General features: G+C 43.9%; 14 protein-coding genes. 6 read left to right on the top strand and 8 right to left on the bottom strand.

What is annotated here, in order from left to right; translation table 11 throughout:
• Nucleotides 1-310 precede the first annotated feature (310 nt).
• Nucleotides 311-577: a photosystem I reaction center subunit PsaK gene (gene psaK, locus IQ224_RS07250; protein ID WP_185238806.1), complete on the bottom strand. Its 267-nt coding sequence runs from the start codon at nucleotides 575-577 to the stop codon at nucleotides 311-313.
• Between the two features lie 120 nt (nucleotides 578-697).
• On the opposite strand from psaK, the gene IQ224_RS07245 reads away from it, so the two are divergent.
• On the top strand, nucleotides 698-1,336 hold the full coding sequence (locus tag IQ224_RS07245) for a phosphoribosylanthranilate isomerase (RefSeq protein ID WP_194032768.1): 639 nt from the start codon (nucleotides 698-700) through the stop codon (nucleotides 1,334-1,336).
• Nucleotides 1,337-1,399: 63 nt separating this feature from the next.
• Here the strand turns inward: IQ224_RS07245 and folE are convergent, their stop codons facing one another.
• The 3 genes from folE to IQ224_RS07230 form a co-directional block, all read right to left on the bottom strand.
• Complete coding sequence (gene folE, locus IQ224_RS07240; RefSeq protein ID WP_002751379.1) at nucleotides 1,400-2,098, bottom strand: GTP cyclohydrolase I FolE; 699 nt, start codon at nucleotides 2,096-2,098, stop codon at nucleotides 1,400-1,402.
• 49 nt (nucleotides 2,099-2,147) lie between these two features.
• The gene (locus tag IQ224_RS07235) at nucleotides 2,148-2,876 is read right to left on the bottom strand and encodes an SDR family oxidoreductase (protein ID WP_004156855.1); all 729 of its coding nucleotides are present in this window, start codon (nucleotides 2,874-2,876) and stop codon (nucleotides 2,148-2,150) included.
• A gap of 336 nt (nucleotides 2,877-3,212) precedes the next feature.
• Complete coding sequence (locus IQ224_RS07230; protein ID WP_194032767.1) at nucleotides 3,213-4,118, bottom strand: hypothetical protein; 906 nt, start codon at nucleotides 4,116-4,118, stop codon at nucleotides 3,213-3,215.
• Nucleotides 4,119-4,162: 44 nt separating this feature from the next.
• On the opposite strand from IQ224_RS07230, the gene IQ224_RS07225 reads away from it, so the two are divergent.
• Both IQ224_RS07225 and IQ224_RS07220 read left to right on the top strand, forming a co-directional pair.
• Nucleotides 4,163-4,570 carry a hypothetical protein gene (locus IQ224_RS07225; protein WP_194032766.1) on the top strand — a complete coding sequence of 136 codons (408 nt, stop codon included), beginning with the start codon at nucleotides 4,163-4,165 and terminating at the stop codon, nucleotides 4,568-4,570.
• A gap of 353 nt (nucleotides 4,571-4,923) precedes the next feature.
• Nucleotides 4,924-5,283 carry a hypothetical protein gene (locus tag IQ224_RS07220; protein WP_002742007.1) on the top strand — a complete coding sequence of 120 codons (360 nt, stop codon included), beginning with the start codon at nucleotides 4,924-4,926 and terminating at the stop codon, nucleotides 5,281-5,283.
• Here the strand turns inward: IQ224_RS07220 and nblS are convergent.
• The 3 genes from nblS to IQ224_RS07205 all read right to left on the bottom strand — a co-directional run bounded on the left by nblS (nucleotide 5,264) and on the right by IQ224_RS07205 (nucleotide 7,979).
• The gene (gene nblS, locus IQ224_RS07215; protein WP_002742002.1) at nucleotides 5,264-7,261 is read right to left on the bottom strand and encodes a two-component system sensor histidine kinase NblS; all 1,998 of its coding nucleotides are present in this window, start codon (nucleotides 7,259-7,261) and stop codon (nucleotides 5,264-5,266) included. The genes IQ224_RS07220 and nblS overlap by 20 nt on opposite strands.
• Before the next feature lie 115 nt (nucleotides 7,262-7,376).
• Nucleotides 7,377-7,724 (bottom strand): DUF4359 domain-containing protein, encoded by a 348-nt coding sequence (locus tag IQ224_RS07210; protein WP_002737573.1) that lies wholly within the window; start codon nucleotides 7,722-7,724, stop codon nucleotides 7,377-7,379.
• 75 nt (nucleotides 7,725-7,799) lie between these two features.
• A complete protein-coding gene (locus IQ224_RS07205) occupies nucleotides 7,800-7,979 on the bottom strand; it encodes a hypothetical protein (protein WP_002738058.1) in 180 nt (59 codons plus the stop codon).
• 293 nt (nucleotides 7,980-8,272) lie between these two features.
• Between IQ224_RS07205 and IQ224_RS07200 the strand changes: the two genes are divergently transcribed.
• On the top strand, nucleotides 8,273-9,406 hold the full coding sequence (locus IQ224_RS07200) for a glycosyltransferase (RefSeq protein ID WP_002742000.1): 1,134 nt from the start codon (nucleotides 8,273-8,275) through the stop codon (nucleotides 9,404-9,406).
• Nucleotides 9,407-9,795: 389 nt separating this feature from the next.
• On the opposite strand, the gene IQ224_RS07195 is transcribed toward IQ224_RS07200, so the two are convergent.
• Nucleotides 9,796-10,554: an FkbM family methyltransferase gene (locus IQ224_RS07195; RefSeq protein WP_002741999.1), complete on the bottom strand. Its 759-nt coding sequence runs from the start codon at nucleotides 10,552-10,554 to the stop codon at nucleotides 9,796-9,798.
• 170 nt (nucleotides 10,555-10,724) lie between these two features.
• Between IQ224_RS07195 and IQ224_RS07190 the strand changes: the two genes are divergently transcribed.
• Both IQ224_RS07190 and IQ224_RS07185 read left to right on the top strand, forming a co-directional pair.
• On the top strand, nucleotides 10,725-11,924 hold the full coding sequence (locus IQ224_RS07190; protein WP_002741998.1) for a proton extrusion protein PcxA: 1,200 nt from the start codon (nucleotides 10,725-10,727) through the stop codon (nucleotides 11,922-11,924).
• Nucleotides 11,925-11,930: 6 nt separating this feature from the next.
• The gene (locus IQ224_RS07185) at nucleotides 11,931-15,233 is read left to right on the top strand and encodes an efflux RND transporter permease subunit (protein ID WP_002741997.1); all 3,303 of its coding nucleotides are present in this window, start codon (nucleotides 11,931-11,933) and stop codon (nucleotides 15,231-15,233) included.
• Nucleotides 15,234-15,257 lie beyond the last annotated feature (24 nt).

Genomic DNA, 15,257 nt, shown 5'->3' with positions numbered 1-15,257 from the left:
TCGCTCCATACCCCTTTTAATGCTATATATTCTCATTAACCCTTTTAACCTTTGAATTAATTTTAGTTATTATGTACTACTTTAATGGCTTTTTTGATCTGTGACAGTTGAGGGTGCGGAATGTGGGCTAAAAGTCTTACCCAACAAGGTTTTTAGACTTATTCAGCAAGCCCTAATTAACTTTTGAGAGTTCAAAAACGGGAAAAATAGGGATGAAGTTGCCTAAAATCTCTTTATGCCTAGTTCTCCTGACTACTGACTACTGGCTCCTTACACCTCTCTCTGAGGTTTACTGGTCACTGATTACTGATTAGAGAATACCGGCGTTAGAAAGACCGAGAACCAGTCCCGCACCGAGAATATGGCCAAAACTCATGGTAGCCAATAATTCTGGCAGACCGAAGCTTTTTTTCGAGGCTAACTGCGGTAAGGGTAAAGCAGGGCCGGCCCCAGTATTTTGGATGGCAAAATAACCGATAACGAAGGCTACTAGGTTAGCTAAGGTCATGGTAATGCCGACGGATAAATTCCAGGGAATGGTTTGAACGGTGGCTAAAAGTAAGGTGGAAGGGATCATTGGCGCTCCAGTCTTGATAAGATTTTGTTAATCACAGGGCATTATAAAAAGCTCTTGACCCGAAACTGCTTTTTGTTTGAATACTTAACAGTTTTTGTAACGTTTTGTGAATAAGATTAAATGCGAATTAAAATTTGCGGCATTACCCAACCGGACCAAGGACAAGCGATCGCTAATTTAGGAGCTACGGCCTTAGGTTTTATCCTCGTACCGAGTTCGCCTCGTTACGTCAATATCGAGCAAATTCACGCTATTACCGCCGCAATACCCGACAAAATCGATTTTATCGGGGTTTTTGCCGACGAGCAACCCGAAATTATTCAGCAAATAATTGTTAAAACCCCCTTGACAAGTGTGCAGTTACATGGTAAGGAATCTCCCGAATATTGCCAAAGGCTGCGGCAATTATTACCCGACCAGGAAATTATCAAGGCTTTGCGGATCAAAGACAGAGAAAGTTGGCAAAAGTCGGCAATTTACTTCAATAGCGTCGATACTTTACTTTTAGATGCCTACCATCCCCAATTACTCGGCGGTACGGGACATAGCTTAGACTGGCAAGCATTAGCCAGTTTTTCGCCCCCCTTGCCCTGGTTTCTCGCCGGAGGACTCAACCCCGATAATATTGGTGAAGCTTTAACCAGGCTGCACCCCCAGGGTATTGATGTGTCTAGCGGCGTTGAGCGATCGCCTGGTGATAAAGATCTCAAAAAAGTCGCCCTCTTGCTAGAGCGACTGCAAAAATTCAGGGATCAGTGATCAGTTAGAAGGTTTTGGGTGTTGGGGTTTTAGTTGAATTCCCCCATTTCCCCATTGCCCTGACTAGAAGAAATTAGGTTTATGACGGATCAGGTTAAGATACTCCTCGCGGGTTTTCTGCTCGTCTTGGAAGACTCCTAACATGGCGCTGGTGACAGTCCAAGATCCCGGTTTCTGCACCCCGCGCATCACCATGCACATATGGGTTGCTTCCATGACTACCGCAACCCCTTGGGGGTCGAGAATTTCTTGAATCGCTTCGGCAATCTGACGGGTGAGGCGCTCTTGGACCTGTAAACGACGGGAATACATTTCCACAATGCGGGCCAATTTACTTAATCCGACCACCTTTTGGTTAGGAATATAGGCAACGTGGGCCCGCCCCATGAAGGGTAACATATGATGTTCACAGAGACTAAAGAAGTCAATATCGCGCACTAATACCATCTCATTATGACCTTCATCGAAAATCGCACCATTAACGAGGGTTTCTAGGGATTGTTGATAGCCCTGGGTGAGAAACTGCATCGCTTCGGCCACCCGTTTGGGGGTTTTTAATAAACCTTCTCTTTCGGGATCTTCCCCCACCGAGATCAGGATATTTCTGACCGCATCCATCATCTGTTCTTTGTTTTCGTCGCAAGTCGGATGAATTTGGGCGGTTTTGCCATTGTGGGTGTTGCGATCGGGGCGAGTGGTCACGCGTGCCTGGATAGCGTCGGTTAGATTACCGTTTAAACCGTTAGAAGAAGCTATGGTCATAATGAGGATGCCTGTAGGCGAATTGATTGATAAATAGAAGTATTTCGGGTTATAATGCCCCCGCACTGGGCATAATGGTCATCGTTTCCACTACGGCCTGTTTGGGCAGTAACACCGCTTGCAGAATGGCCTGAGCGATGATATCCGGGGTTAACATGGCCGAGCGATCGAAATCTGCTTTGACGCTATCGCTGTCCCAGATGGGAGTATTGACAGCCCCGGGGATGATAATCGTGATGCGAATGGCGTTAGCCCGCTCCTCGATCGCTAAAATGCGAGAAAATGCCACTAATCCCGCTTTGCTGACACTATAGGCCCCCCAATCAGGAAAAAAATTATCGGCGGCGATCGAGGAAACGTTAATGATCGTGCCTCCTCCCTGTTGACGCATGGCAGGTAAAATTCCTTGCACACACTGGTAAACACTGGTTAAATTCAGGTCGATCACCCGCTGCCAGTCTGACAAAGGTGTGTCAGCCAAGGAGTTTGTGTAACCCATACCAGCATTATTGATCAGGATATCGATCGGTCCGGATTCTTGGGCGATTTTAGCGATATTAGGAGCTACTTCCGGGATATCTGCCAAATCTAAGGGGTAAGCTTGGGCTGATACGCCTAAATCTGCCGCCATTGCCGCCACGGTTGCCAATTTTTGCTGATCGCGACCGATTAAAACCAGATTAATTCCCGCCTTGGCGAAAGCGAGGGCGGTTTCTTTGCCGATGCCGCTACTGGCTCCGGTGATCAGCGCTCGCTGTTGACGAATAACAGAGTTCATGGTATAGTTTGAAGTCTCTTAATTCTTGGTAGTTAGGGCAAAATTTTGGCGGTTAGGGGGACCCTAGAAAGTTTTAAGGGAGTTGGGTTAGATCGGAGCAATTTTTCTCGCACCAAAATTGCTGCGGCCCACCCAGGCGGGGGGAAGCATTGACTATCGGGTAGGTTCAAGATTAAGAATCGTTACAAAATTTTACCTAGCCAATTATAGCACTGTTAAGTCAGGGATCACTAATCTTTGTGTATATTCAGATATCTAACCAGCGAGGGAAAAAAGCGGACTGGTGGGCAAGAATTGTTGAGGCTGCCTTGAAACTACCTCCCCCCGCGCTGAAAACTACTCACCGGAGGAGATGGCAGCGGTGGGTTGAGTGCGATTGACAATCACCACTTGATCGCCGACAACGGGACTTCTAGCGAGGAGAATTCCTTCATTATCCTTCATTTCCAAGCGGCGAAAATCGAGACTTTGACAACGTTGAAAAACCGAATTAGCCAATTTATCCTGTTGTGATGCCTCCAGACTATACCAATTATCGCCCAAAATAACTACTAGACGACTAGCCAAAAAGTCCGCTTCTACGGTAGCAATAATCCCGGTGGGATAACGAGTAGTTAAATCGGTAATTTCCTCTTGAATAGCTGCGACTAAACTTTGTTCGGGAGTTAATCGTGGTTTTGCTTTAGTAATCGGGACGGGAATCGGTGCCTCTGGTGCGGTTAATTCTGGGGGAGTTTCGATAATTTCCCCGGCTGCTGGTGGGAGACTAGGGATAACTTCGGGCATATTTTCGGCAATTTCCGCCGGATTTTTCGGTAAACTGATCACGGCTACTAAGAGGATAGTGACTAAACTTCCTGTTAACAAGCCGGTGATTAACCAATCGGGAATTTTTTCGCTAATTCCTGCCGGTAAAAGTCGGCGAATTTTGTTCAAAATTGCCGTCCACCACCCTTCCACCTGCTCGAAATCTGGTAAAATATCGTCGATTCCCTCGACTGCTTCGATGGGAGAATCTGGGGTTAAACTTTGCTCAACTCCTGCAAATTCGTCTGGTTTTAAAGCAGCGGCTAACTGTTGCGTTGAGTTAAGAAGATTATCAATAGCAACTTTTGGGGGTAACACTATCCCCGTTCCCGTGTTAAGTTGGGAAACGATCAAATTTAACTGCTCGATCGCCTCTTGTAGTCGGATCACCGTTTCTGCTTGGCTGAAATTCTCTCGCTCATTTGGTTGAGTCATAATCTTTCTTAACTCGCTGCCATTCTTTTTCAAAATATCATTCTATGCGCCGTTTTCTCAGTTTTTTAACCAGTATTTTCCTTATCTTCCTGACTGCTTGTGGTAGTGTCACTCCCCCGCAGGAATTTGCTCCTGACGGAGAAATCGTCACCAAAGCCCTTTTATTACAATTTCGTCACACATCCGATCGCCTTAGTCAATCTTTACAGATCGATCAGCCGTCGGTAAAAATTGGTAAAATTAATGTCACCAGTCTGGAACCGATTTATGTGGGCAATTTACCCGCTTATCACTTGCAGGGAGATTACGATCTAACTCTACAATTGCCCCATCAAAAAGATACCAAACAACACAACAATTTTGATCTTTATTTACAAAGACAGATCGAGGGGAAAACTTGGCGTTTACTCGAAGAAGTCGCCTCACAATGGCGCAGCTATTTAGTGAGATAAGCGGAAAAAGCCCGGGGATTTTGCTAAGTAGCTGGTTATAATCAAATTGAAGATAGATTTTGGGTTCGATCCCCCCTGCCCCCCTTCTGTCCTTTAGTCACATCTTTCTTAACATTTCAAACCTTTGTAGCACAAGGCTTTCAAGACTCGGTTAACAATTTGTAATATTCCTTGTTGACACCCTTACAAAACAAAGAAAAAACTGAAATCAAGTCAGGATAAGGGTTGGAGTGCTGACTGCAAAAATTGTTAAGAAAGATACCTATAAGGGATAGCCCTTGATAAGGGGGGTGCCGATAGGCGGGGGGATCTACCTTAGCAATGACAATCCTCAAAGGGAAAATTTAGCGATCATGATTACCTGTCCTCGTTGTCAGCACAAGGTCGATAGTCAAGCCTTACAATGTCCCTACTGTGCTAATATTTTAAAGGCTTATGGTCATCCTGGCATGACCCTACATCAAGCTGTCACTGGCGAGTTTTTATGTGAGACTTGTCTGTATCATGGCGATGATAGCTGTAATTTTCCCCAACGTCCCTACGCTACCAGCTGCACTTTATACAAAAATAGCCAAATAATAGCCGAAAAAATTCCTCCTCTCCCTCTTCCTAGGGTTTTTAAAAATTGGTGTCTCAGAAATAAGGGATTATTGCTATTATTAACCATGATTTTGGGCAGTATTACTTTGGCTTTTATAAACTCACGTCGTTAATTTTTTTGCTGGCGATCGAGCCTTGATATGAATCTAGATCGAACCAGAAAGTTGTGCCAATTCCCACTTCACTAATCAAATGAATTTGACTATAGTGTTTTTCGATAATATTTTTGACGATCGATAATCCTAATCCCGTCCCTTCTAGGGTATGAACGCGATTTTCTACCCGATAGAAGCGATCAAATATAGCAATTTGATCCTCGGCATCGATGCCAATACCAGTATCGGATACTTCCACGCGAATTTTGAGAGTTTCTTGGGGATTATCTTTGCTGATTTTATAGGCACGAATCACCACTTTACCGCCAGCAGGAGTAAATTTTAGGGAGTTACCGACTAGATTAGTTAATACCTGTAAGAGTAGATCATAATGACCTAAAATTGGCAGTAAATTGGCTTCAATGTCCGAGCTTAATTCTAGTCCTTTATCCCTAGCATTGAGTTGATAAGTCCTCAGGGTTTGTTCGATTAATTGTCCGATATCGAGCGCATCTAAGTTATAGTTACGCGAGGATTCTAACCGAGAAAGATCGAGAACATCATTAACCAAACGAGTTAAGCGATCGGTTTCATGATTAGCGGTTTCTAAAAACTCTCTTTTTTCTGTATCGCTGAGATCCTCACCAAATTCTGTCAGGGTTTCAATAAAAGATTTGATGTTAAATAAAGGGGTTCTTAACTCATGGGAAACATTGCTGATAAATTGACTTTTTGCCTCATTTAATTCTGTTTCTCTGGTAATATCCTGTAGCGTCATAGCAATTCCCCGGACATTCTCCCGATACTGATCGAATACCTGAGTTAACAAAATGCGAATTGTGCAGGGTTTCGGGTTAGTTAAAGATAATCTAAATTCTGCTGGGGAATAGTTATTATTTTCCTGATCAATAACAGCATTTTTAGGATGATGATTTTGATTAGCCGATTCTTCTGGTTGGAGGGTTTCTCCCGCCGCAATTTGATAGAGAGGTTTAGTTAGTTTAACCGTTAACTCCGAAGGAAAAAGATGTAGAACATTTTTACCGATAATTTCCTGATCTTCCCAGCCAAATATTTCCCGAGCTGCGGGATTGATTAATAACAATTGAAAATTAGTGTCTAAGAGAATTGCTCCATCAGCAATAGTGGACATTAACGTGTCTAGCTTGGCTTTTTCGGCGGTCATTTCTTCGATATTTTGTTCGTCGTATCTTTCTAACTTTTCCGCCATTTCATTAAAACTGAGAATTAATTCTCCTAACTCTCCTCCCAGGGGTAAATCAATGCGCTGCTTAAAATTTCCCGCTGCAATATTTTTGACCCCGACTAATAACTCCTTGATCGGTTTGGTGATAGTTAAAGCATTAAAAACTGCTCCGAGAATCACCATGGCCCAAATCGAGACAAAAACGGCAATAGTAACATCCCGGGTTAGATTAGAAGAAGCCACCACAATAGCGTTAGGATTGATCCCGATCGCCAATACTCCCAAATATTTGCCTTCATGATTCAAGGGAACAAAGACATCGGTTACTTCGCCGTCGGGGGTTTTATGCTGACGGATGAGGGGAGTTTCCCCATTTTCGCCATAATTTTCCGGTAATTGAATGTGACGCTCGATCGTCAGGGAATTTTTAACTTCGGCGGTAGAATAGGGAATGCCAAAAAATATTTCACCCTCCTCGTTAGCGTAGATCAAATAACGAACACTAGAGGTACTACTATAAAAACGGGCTGAAAAACGGGCTAAATCGGTTAAATTGTCCTCAGCAATGAGGGGGGAGACATTCGCGGCTAATAACAGCCCTAAATCCCTGCCAAAACGGGTATCATTGAGACGGACATCCTGCTGGATCGTGTTAACCGCCCAAAAGGTTAAACCACTCATCAACAAAGAAACGGCTAAAGTAGCCGCAGCCATTAATTTAGTTTGGAGGGTGAATTCGGACCACCAACGGGCGATCGCTTCTCGGAGAATGGGCAGAAAATTAAACACGGTTAGGCAGCATTAATCGGTGTTCTTAAGGAGTCTATCGCTCAAATCGCGGGTTAATATGATCATCTTAACTCATTATTAAGCTGGTAGCCGTTAAACCAGCACTAATCAAAGCCTAAGTCTCCGAGAAAGTTAAGAAATGCCCAAAAGCGCCAATAGTTCTAATTTTAGCCACCCCCGGTACTTCTGTGGTGTAAATACTGAACACACCTAGATTTTGCCGTTGACTAGAGGTTTCGATCGCTGGTTTTAAGATTTGATTTTTGATCACATTTCTGGCTGCCACCGGTAAAGAATCGATCGAGTCACAGAGACTGATTTTCTCGCAGGCGATTTTGTCGGCATGAGCGAGAAGTTTTTCGGCGGCGTATTCGCTGTAAAGTTCTTGGGGGGGATTGGTAAATCCCATAATCCCCGCTATTACCCCCAGGGCGATCGCTCCCTTGAAGAAATTACCCCCCATAGCTACTTAGCTCCTTGATTTTGTCTTCTCACTCTAATTTTGACAAGACATTTTCGATCTGGCTAGGGGGCAGTGTTAATTTCTTAAACCAATACCGGGTGCATAGCACTCTAGTACATTTCCCGTGAGACTGCAACTAACTAACAGATAATCACAGTGAGAACAGGCGGTGCTAACGAGATGGTGTTCTAAAATATGCTGTCTTTCGGCAAAATTTCCACAATTAGGACAGCGCACTTGTTGCAGGGTGATCATAGCAAACCTCATTAATTAGTTATCTTTTGTATATAAAGCTAGTTTTTCTTGATCCCAATCGGTTTAAGCCTATTTTTTCCTTGATCCCCATTATGAACTCGATCATCTGATCTGGCTAGTAATTTTTACTAAACTTTGCAATTTTTCTTGAAAAATTTAATAATTTCTTCCTAGGGTTTTTTACCGTGATCGGATATATGTCGGTAATTTTGGCGAAGAGAAAGCCGGAAAGTAAACTCTTAAACTGCTAATCCCTTACTGCTATAATTACGGCTGAGATTATTGATTATCCTATGAAGTACGCTCTGGTTCACGAGTGGTTAACCCCAAAAGCGACGGGGGGATCGGAATTAGTGGTTAGGGAGATTTTACAATGTCTAGAGGCGGATTTATACGCTTTGATCGATTTTGAGTCCACTAATCCCGATAGTTATCTCTATGGTCGCTCGATCGGGACAACTTTTCTGCAAAATTTCCCGAAAGCGAGAAATGGCGTACAAAAATACTTACCTTTTCTTCCCTTGGCGATCGAGCAGTTAAATTTAGAGGATTATGATGTGATTTTATCCTCTTCCCATTGTGTGGCTAAAGGGGTTTTAATACGACCGGATCAGGTTCACATTTGTTATTGTCACACTCCGATGCGTTATGCTTGGGATTTAACTTTTGACTATCTGGCTAATAGTAAGTTAGGACAGGGATTACCCGGTATTTTCACCCGTTATCTTTTGCATGGTTTGCGTCAGTGGGATGTGATTTCTGCTAATCGTGTGGACTATTTTCTGGCTAATTCCCACCACACCGCTAGACGAATTTGGCGCTGTTATCGACGGGAGGCAAAAGTTATTTATCCTCCCGTACAAATTGAGCGTTTTCCCTACCAAGAGAAAAAAGAAGATTTTTATTTAGTAGTCTCTCGTTTGGTTAGTTATAAAAAAGTCCCTTTAATTGTGGAAGCGTTTAATCAATTGGGATTACCCCTAGTGGTTATTGGAGATGGTCCCCAGATGGCTTTAATTCGACAGTTAGCCAGGGATAATATTCAGATTTTAGGGGCGGTTTCTGATCGAATGGTAGCAGAATATATGTCGAGAGCAAAAGCGTTTATTTATGCTGCTTGTGAAGATTTTGGTATTGCTTTAGTGGAAGCGCAAGCTTGTGGTACTCCCGTGATTGCATTTGCTGCTGGAGGTGCTTTAGAAACCGTGCGGGATCTGCGGGAAAATCCTCCCCAGGGAACAGGATTACTTTTTGGGGAACAAAATCCCCAATCTTTGGTAGAAGCGGTTAAATATTTTGTGGATCAGGGTGATAGAATTGCTCCAGAAAGTTGTCGGCAACAGGCTAATAAATTCACTCCTGAAATCTTTCAAAGTAACTATAGTTTATTTGTCGAGGAAAATTCAATGTATAAAAGTTATTGCTAAGTTTAATTAGATCAGTTATCTTAATGGTGAGCTAGGAGGTTTTCGTTTTAGGGAGTCAGTCATCGGTGGTCGATAACCAATTAGGTTATACTTTATTTTGATGAGAAACGTTATATTTTACCAATGGTGAAGATGCAGCCAATGCACCCTAAAATGTAATACTATGGATATTTCTCGAAAGTAGAGATGTACCTTTGCGTTAGACAATCAACTGTTTTTAGAAAACAAAGGTGGATTTTAATATTGCCCTAACCCAACAAAATTAATTTGGTTCTTCGGCAGGTAGTATGCTAAGGACTCTTTGCTTATCCTGAAAACCTTACGCGTCAAGTACAGTATTTGTGATTGCATAACAAGTGCCGAAGAACCATTAATCTTTGGGAGTGTTATTAACCTTTTTTGCCCATTATCTTCTGAGAAAGCTTGCGTAATCCAGTCTTAAAAGGTAGACGAAAATAAGCCCTTTCTTTGGTATAGATATGGTAATTAGTCAAAAGTCTGTCTGATAAAATATCCAGTCCTAAATCTAGGTAACGGCTATTTTTAAACAGAACGTTATTAGCATAGAAACAAACAAATTTAAACTCAGGAATCAAAGATTGAATTGTTCTGAGATTAATCTGATTCTCGTACAACTCTCGATCATCATATTCCGTATAAAAATATCTGGTTTTAGCTAAAGTTTCTAAACCACCTCTAATTAACTGTTCTTCGGCTCCCTGCACATCTGCCCAAATAAAATCAACTTCTCTGATATTATTTTCTTCTGCCCAAGTATCCAAGCGCATAGTTTTAACGGTGGTAGAACTATTAAAAGGGACTTGAGGATAAACTTTCAAATGTTCCTGCGGTTTTTTCAGAGAAGAAGAAGCAGCGTGTTTGAGTTTATCACCTACTTGCACACCACTTTGATAAAATACCGCCTCACCATCTTGATCGGATAGAGCCAATTCGTACAATTGAGAGCGAGGATCGTTGACTAGATTTCTGTGTTGTGCAATTATGCGCGGATCGGGTTCAAAACTATAAATTTTGATTCTGGGAAATTCCTTGAGAAATCCAAGAGTGTCAGTACCCTTGTGGGCACCTACTTCTAAGATAATCGGATTATCTTTTTTCAGCAATTGTTTGATTAGCTTTTTATCCATAAACGGCAGTTATTCAAAAGGATTGTCAAGACTTTAACCTAAAGTTTCCTTGAAGTCAAGTATTTGGGGAAAAAATTTTTAAGCAAACTTAAGAATTATAGTAGCGAGGACTGGATGTTTTTTGTAGAATAAATATAAGTTATGATGACAGAAAAGCGAGGATTATAGCCGTGCCTTGGAATCGAGTTAATCAATGGGTAGAGAGACGCTCTTTAGTGGCCCTAGAATCAGCTTATCAGAGAGCGCTAAAAATTAAAGCGATCGAAGATAAACATTTTGGGGGACAAAAAATTTCCCCAGCTGCCGTGGGAGGAAAAAGTGTTTATGATTACTTTCAAAGTACCCTAGAGCGAGAATTATTACAGATACGTTTCGATTTAACTCAAGTGCGTCTGGGTAATTTTCTTAACCTGCAAACTAACCCAGAAAATAATAACATCCTAGAGACTTTAAAGGCGATCGAGGATATTATCGGTAAATATCGCCTAGATTTAGGGGAATTGCTGCCCCCATTACCGAATAATCAAACCCCAAATCTGCCTAATACCAATCTCACCAGTGATAAACCCAGGGATAAAGATAACCAGATAATTTCTCCTGCAACCAGTAATAAATTTTTTAACTTCCAGCAAGAATTAACCCCCGAATACGAACAAACTGTCATCAAACAACTCCGTACCCTGCGACAACAGCAGCGCATCGCTATCCGTTTTATCCTGATTATTATTTTAGTTCCTCTCTCGGTGCAGGTTATTAGTAGAAACTTTATTTTTAGCCCTGTCTTAAACTATTTTGGTGTAGATAGAGCGAAAATATCAGAAGTTTATATTTCTCAGGAAATTGGTGAAAAATATCTCAGGGAATTTGCTAGACTTCAAGAAATACAAGAAATCAAGCACGTTTTAGGAGTAGCAAAAGCAGGGCAAGAATCAGAAGAAAACTTTCGGGAACAGGTGCAAGAATTATTCAGAGAAGCGGGTTATGAAAGTCAAGATGGTTGGAAAAACTTGCTCTCCGATATTACTGGATTAATAGCCTTTATTGCCATCTTAGTTTTTGGTCGTCAACAATTGGCGATTACGCGAGCTTATGTTAGTCGTTATTTTCTCAGCTTAAATGATATCACCAAAGCCTTTATCTTTATCCTCTTTACCGATATATTTGTCGGGTTTCACTCGGCGGAGGGTTGGACGGTAATCTTAGAAACTTTGTTCCGACACTTTGGTTGGCGCGAGAATATTACATTTATCAGCTTGTTTGTGGCCACTGTTCCCGTTATCCTAGATACCATCTTTAAACTATTAATATTTAATTATCTGACTCGTAAATCTCCCACTGCCGCAACTATCCTAGAAAAGATGAACCAGTAACGCCCTATGATCCTCAGTATTGCCGATACTTTCATTAAAAGACCCGTTCTGACCACAGTTTGCTCGATTTTAATCGTTTTGATCGGGGCGATCGCTATTCCCTTTTTACCCCTAGAAAAACTGCCCCAGTTGGCATTTATTCAGGTAGCGGTGAATGCCAACTATTTGGGAACCGATGCCAAAACCGTACAGGATAACGTTACCACGGTACTCGATCGCCAGATTAACGGGACAGAACAGATTGTTTATATGCAGTCCCAGAGTACCAACACCGGACAAAGTACGGTGAATGTCTTTTTCCCGGTGGAAATGGATCGTAACATTGCCCAAGTCTTGGTACAAAACCGTGTCAGTACCGCCGCCGCCAGTTTACCGGAAGAAGTGAACCGGCAGGGGGTGACAACCAATACCCAATCCCCCAGCGTTACCCTTGCCTACGGGATTTCCGCCAAACCGGACGAAAAGGGCAATTATCCCTACGATACAGTCTTTTTAAGTAACTTTGTTGACCGAGTCATCGATGCCGAGATTCGCCGGATCGAGGGAGTTGGTAGTACAACCATCATCGGAGAAAGGGAATACGCCCTGCGTTTTTGGCTTAATCCCGATGCTTTAGCCGCTAGGGGTGTATCGGCGGAACAAGTAGTACAGGCGATCCGAGAACAGAATATTCAGGTGGGTGCGGGGACAATTGGCGGTGATCCCAGTCCCGAAGAGCAGCAATTCCAGATCGCAATTCGCGCCGTTGGTAGGGTTGCCACCGGGGAGGAAGCGGAAAATATTGTCGTCAAAGTCGGGGAAAATGGCGATTTAATCCGCATTAAAGACGTGGGACGGGCAGAAATCGGAGCCGAAAACTACAGTACCGCCGCCTATTTCGACAAATCCCCCGCCGTCGTCTATATCGTCTATCAGTTGCCCGGTTCCAACGCTTGGAATACTGCCAAACTGGTAAAAGAAAAAATGGCGGAACTAGAACCGAGTTTTCCCCCGGGGTTAAATATCGCCATTACCCTCGATAATACCGCCTTTGTCGCCGCTTCCCTGGAAGAAGCCGTTGGCACTCTGGTGGAGGCGATTTTACTGGTTATTCTAGTCATTTTTATCTTCCTTCAGGATTGGCGCACCACGATCATTCCAGCGATCGCTATTCCCGTATCTTTGATCGGAACCATGGCCGTCGCCCTGGCTTTAGGCTATTCTCTCAATAACCTCTCCTTGTTTGCCGTCATTCTGGCCACTGGGTTAGTGGTGGACGACGGCATCGTGGTTGTAGAGGCGGTATCGGAAAAATTACGACAGGGAATGCGGCCATTTCAAGCTGCCCTCGATGCCATGGGTGAGTTAACCTCGGCGGTAATTGCCAGTTCTCTTGTACTATTTGCGGTTTTTATTCCCGTCACCTTCTTCCCCGGTACGGTGGGGATCGTTTATCGACAATTTGCCGTCATCATCTCCGCTTCAATTCTGATATCCACCTTTAACGCCCTCAGTTTTTCCCCCACCATGTCGGCGATTATCATGAAACCGCCCCAAGGCACACGCGGACCCTTGGGACTGTTTTTCGAGGGCTTTAATCGGGGTTTCAACGCAGTTAAAGAAGGTTATCGACGCTCGATCGAATTTCTGATCCGAGTTCGGTTTCTGGTCTTACCCTTCTTTATCACCGCCCTCTTTCTCACAGCTTGGAGTTACAATACCACTCCCCAGGGTTTTATCCCCGAAGAAGACCAAGGTTATGCCTTCGTTTTGGTGCAAGCCCCCCCCGGGGTTTCCCTGCGCTACACCGACCAGATTATCCGTCAGATTAACGAAGAAATTCTCGACGGTATCGAAGAAATCGAACACTTTGTCGGTATGGCGGGCTTTAGTTTTGCCGGAAGTGGCAGCAACCAAGGGCTATTTTTTGTCAAGTTAAAAGAATGGTCGGAACGGCCAGGGGAAGATAAGTCAGTTTTCGGCATTCTCAGGAAAATTAACCGAGAATTAGCCACTAAAGTCCGAGATGCTCGCGCTTTCGCCGTTAATGCGCCCCCTGTGGATGGATTAAGTTCTACCGGCGGTTTCGAGTTATTTATCCAAAACCGCGCTTCTTTCCCCATGGACGCTTTGATTGCCAACGCTAATAAAGTCATGGCCGAGGCCCGAACAAGACCGGAATTATCGGGAATTTTCACCCAATTTACCACCGACACGCCGATGCTGGAACTTTCCATCAATCGCAACCAGCTACAGGCCCAAAACGTCGATATGCAGGCCGTGTTCGGGACCCTGCAAACCTATCTCGGTTCCAACTTCGTTAACCAATTCGTCTTAGGCGATCGCTTGTATCGAGTCTTTGCCCAAGCAGAAGCGGATTATCGTTCTAATCCCGAAGATATTAACCGTCTTTACGTCCCTTCCCGTACCGGGGCCAATATTCCCCTATCCGGTTTAGTTAGCGTCAAACGCTTCACCTATCCACCGATTATCACTAACTTTAACCTCTATCCCTCAATTAACGTTCAGGGTAGTCCCGCCCCCGGTTTTAGTACGGGACAGGCGATCGCAGTGATGGAAGATGTTTGTCGGAAAGTCCTGCAGCCCGGTTTCGGTTACGCTTGGACGGGTACGGCTTTCCAAGAAAAAACTTCCGCCGGGGCTGCCCCAGTTATCTTCGGATTAGCCTTTATCGTGGTTTTCCTCGTACTCGCAGCCCAGTACGAAAGCTATATCGACCCGATTATCATCATGATTACCGTTCCCCTAGCGATCCTAGGTGCCATGGGGGCCTTACTGTTGCGGGCGAATTTCCTACAAGTGGGTAGTCTGTTCCCGGCGGTGAATAATAATATCTATGCTCAGGTGGCTTTGGTCATGTTGATCGGTTTAGCGGCTAAAAATGCCATCTTGATCGTGGAATTCGCTAACCAGTCCCGTACTTTGGGTTTAAGTATTCCCGAGGCGGCGGCCCGGGCCTCGACGGAACGCTTAAGACCGATTCTGATGACGGCTATTTCCGGTTTAGTTGGTTTCTTGCCCTTGGTTATCGCTTCCGGCGCCGGAGCGATGAGTCGTTGGTCCCTGGGAACTGCAATCCTAGGCGGTTATCTGATTTCCACGGTGTTGAGTTTATTTCTTGTCCCGGTTTTGTATGTGCTGATCAAACAGTTCGAGGCCCGATTCCTCTCCTCGAAACCCCCCAAAGGCGGCGATTCTGGCAATAGTAAAACTCCCTCTCTCGGTGGCGAAAGAAATACATCAGAAACCCCCATAGAAGAAGGGGCCATTTCCTCTTTGAAAATCTCTCCTCAGTCCCCGAATGACTAGGGTGTTAGGAGACTTTTTCAGTGA

Source organism: Microcystis sp. LEGE 00066, assembly GCF_015207925.1.
Taxonomy (GTDB): domain Bacteria; phylum Cyanobacteriota; class Cyanobacteriia; order Cyanobacteriales; family Microcystaceae; genus Microcystis; species Microcystis ichthyoblabe_A.
This window is presented reverse-complemented; position numbering and strand designations above follow the sequence as displayed.

Bases quoted from the DNA above. Each gene is read 5' to 3' on its own strand.
- IQ224_RS07210 (WP_002737573.1), bottom strand. From the start codon at position 7,724: ATGGGGGGTAATTTCTTCAAGGGAGCGATCGCCCTGGGGGTAATAGCG.
- IQ224_RS07245 (WP_194032768.1), top strand. From the start codon at position 698: ATGCGAATTAAAATTTGCGGCATTACCCAACCGGACCAAGGACAAGCG.
- IQ224_RS07220 (WP_002742007.1), top strand. From the start codon at position 4,924: ATGATTACCTGTCCTCGTTGTCAGCACAAGGTCGATAGTCAAGCCTTA.
- IQ224_RS07185 (WP_002741997.1), top strand. From the start codon at position 11,931: ATGATCCTCAGTATTGCCGATACTTTCATTAAAAGACCCGTTCTGACC.
- psaK (WP_185238806.1), bottom strand. From the start codon at position 577: ATGATCCCTTCCACCTTACTTTTAGCCACCGTTCAAACCATTCCCTGG.
- IQ224_RS07195 (WP_002741999.1), bottom strand. From the start codon at position 10,554: ATGGATAAAAAGCTAATCAAACAATTGCTGAAAAAAGATAATCCGATT.
- IQ224_RS07235 (WP_004156855.1), bottom strand. From the start codon at position 2,876: ATGAACTCTGTTATTCGTCAACAGCGAGCGCTGATCACCGGAGCCAGT.
- IQ224_RS07230 (WP_194032767.1), bottom strand. From the start codon at position 4,118: ATGACTCAACCAAATGAGCGAGAGAATTTCAGCCAAGCAGAAACGGTG.
- IQ224_RS07200 (WP_002742000.1), top strand. From the start codon at position 8,273: ATGAAGTACGCTCTGGTTCACGAGTGGTTAACCCCAAAAGCGACGGGG.
- folE (WP_002751379.1), bottom strand. From the start codon at position 2,098: ATGACCATAGCTTCTTCTAACGGTTTAAACGGTAATCTAACCGACGCT.
- IQ224_RS07225 (WP_194032766.1), top strand. From the start codon at position 4,163: ATGCGCCGTTTTCTCAGTTTTTTAACCAGTATTTTCCTTATCTTCCTG.
- IQ224_RS07205 (WP_002738058.1), bottom strand. From the start codon at position 7,979: ATGATCACCCTGCAACAAGTGCGCTGTCCTAATTGTGGAAATTTTGCC.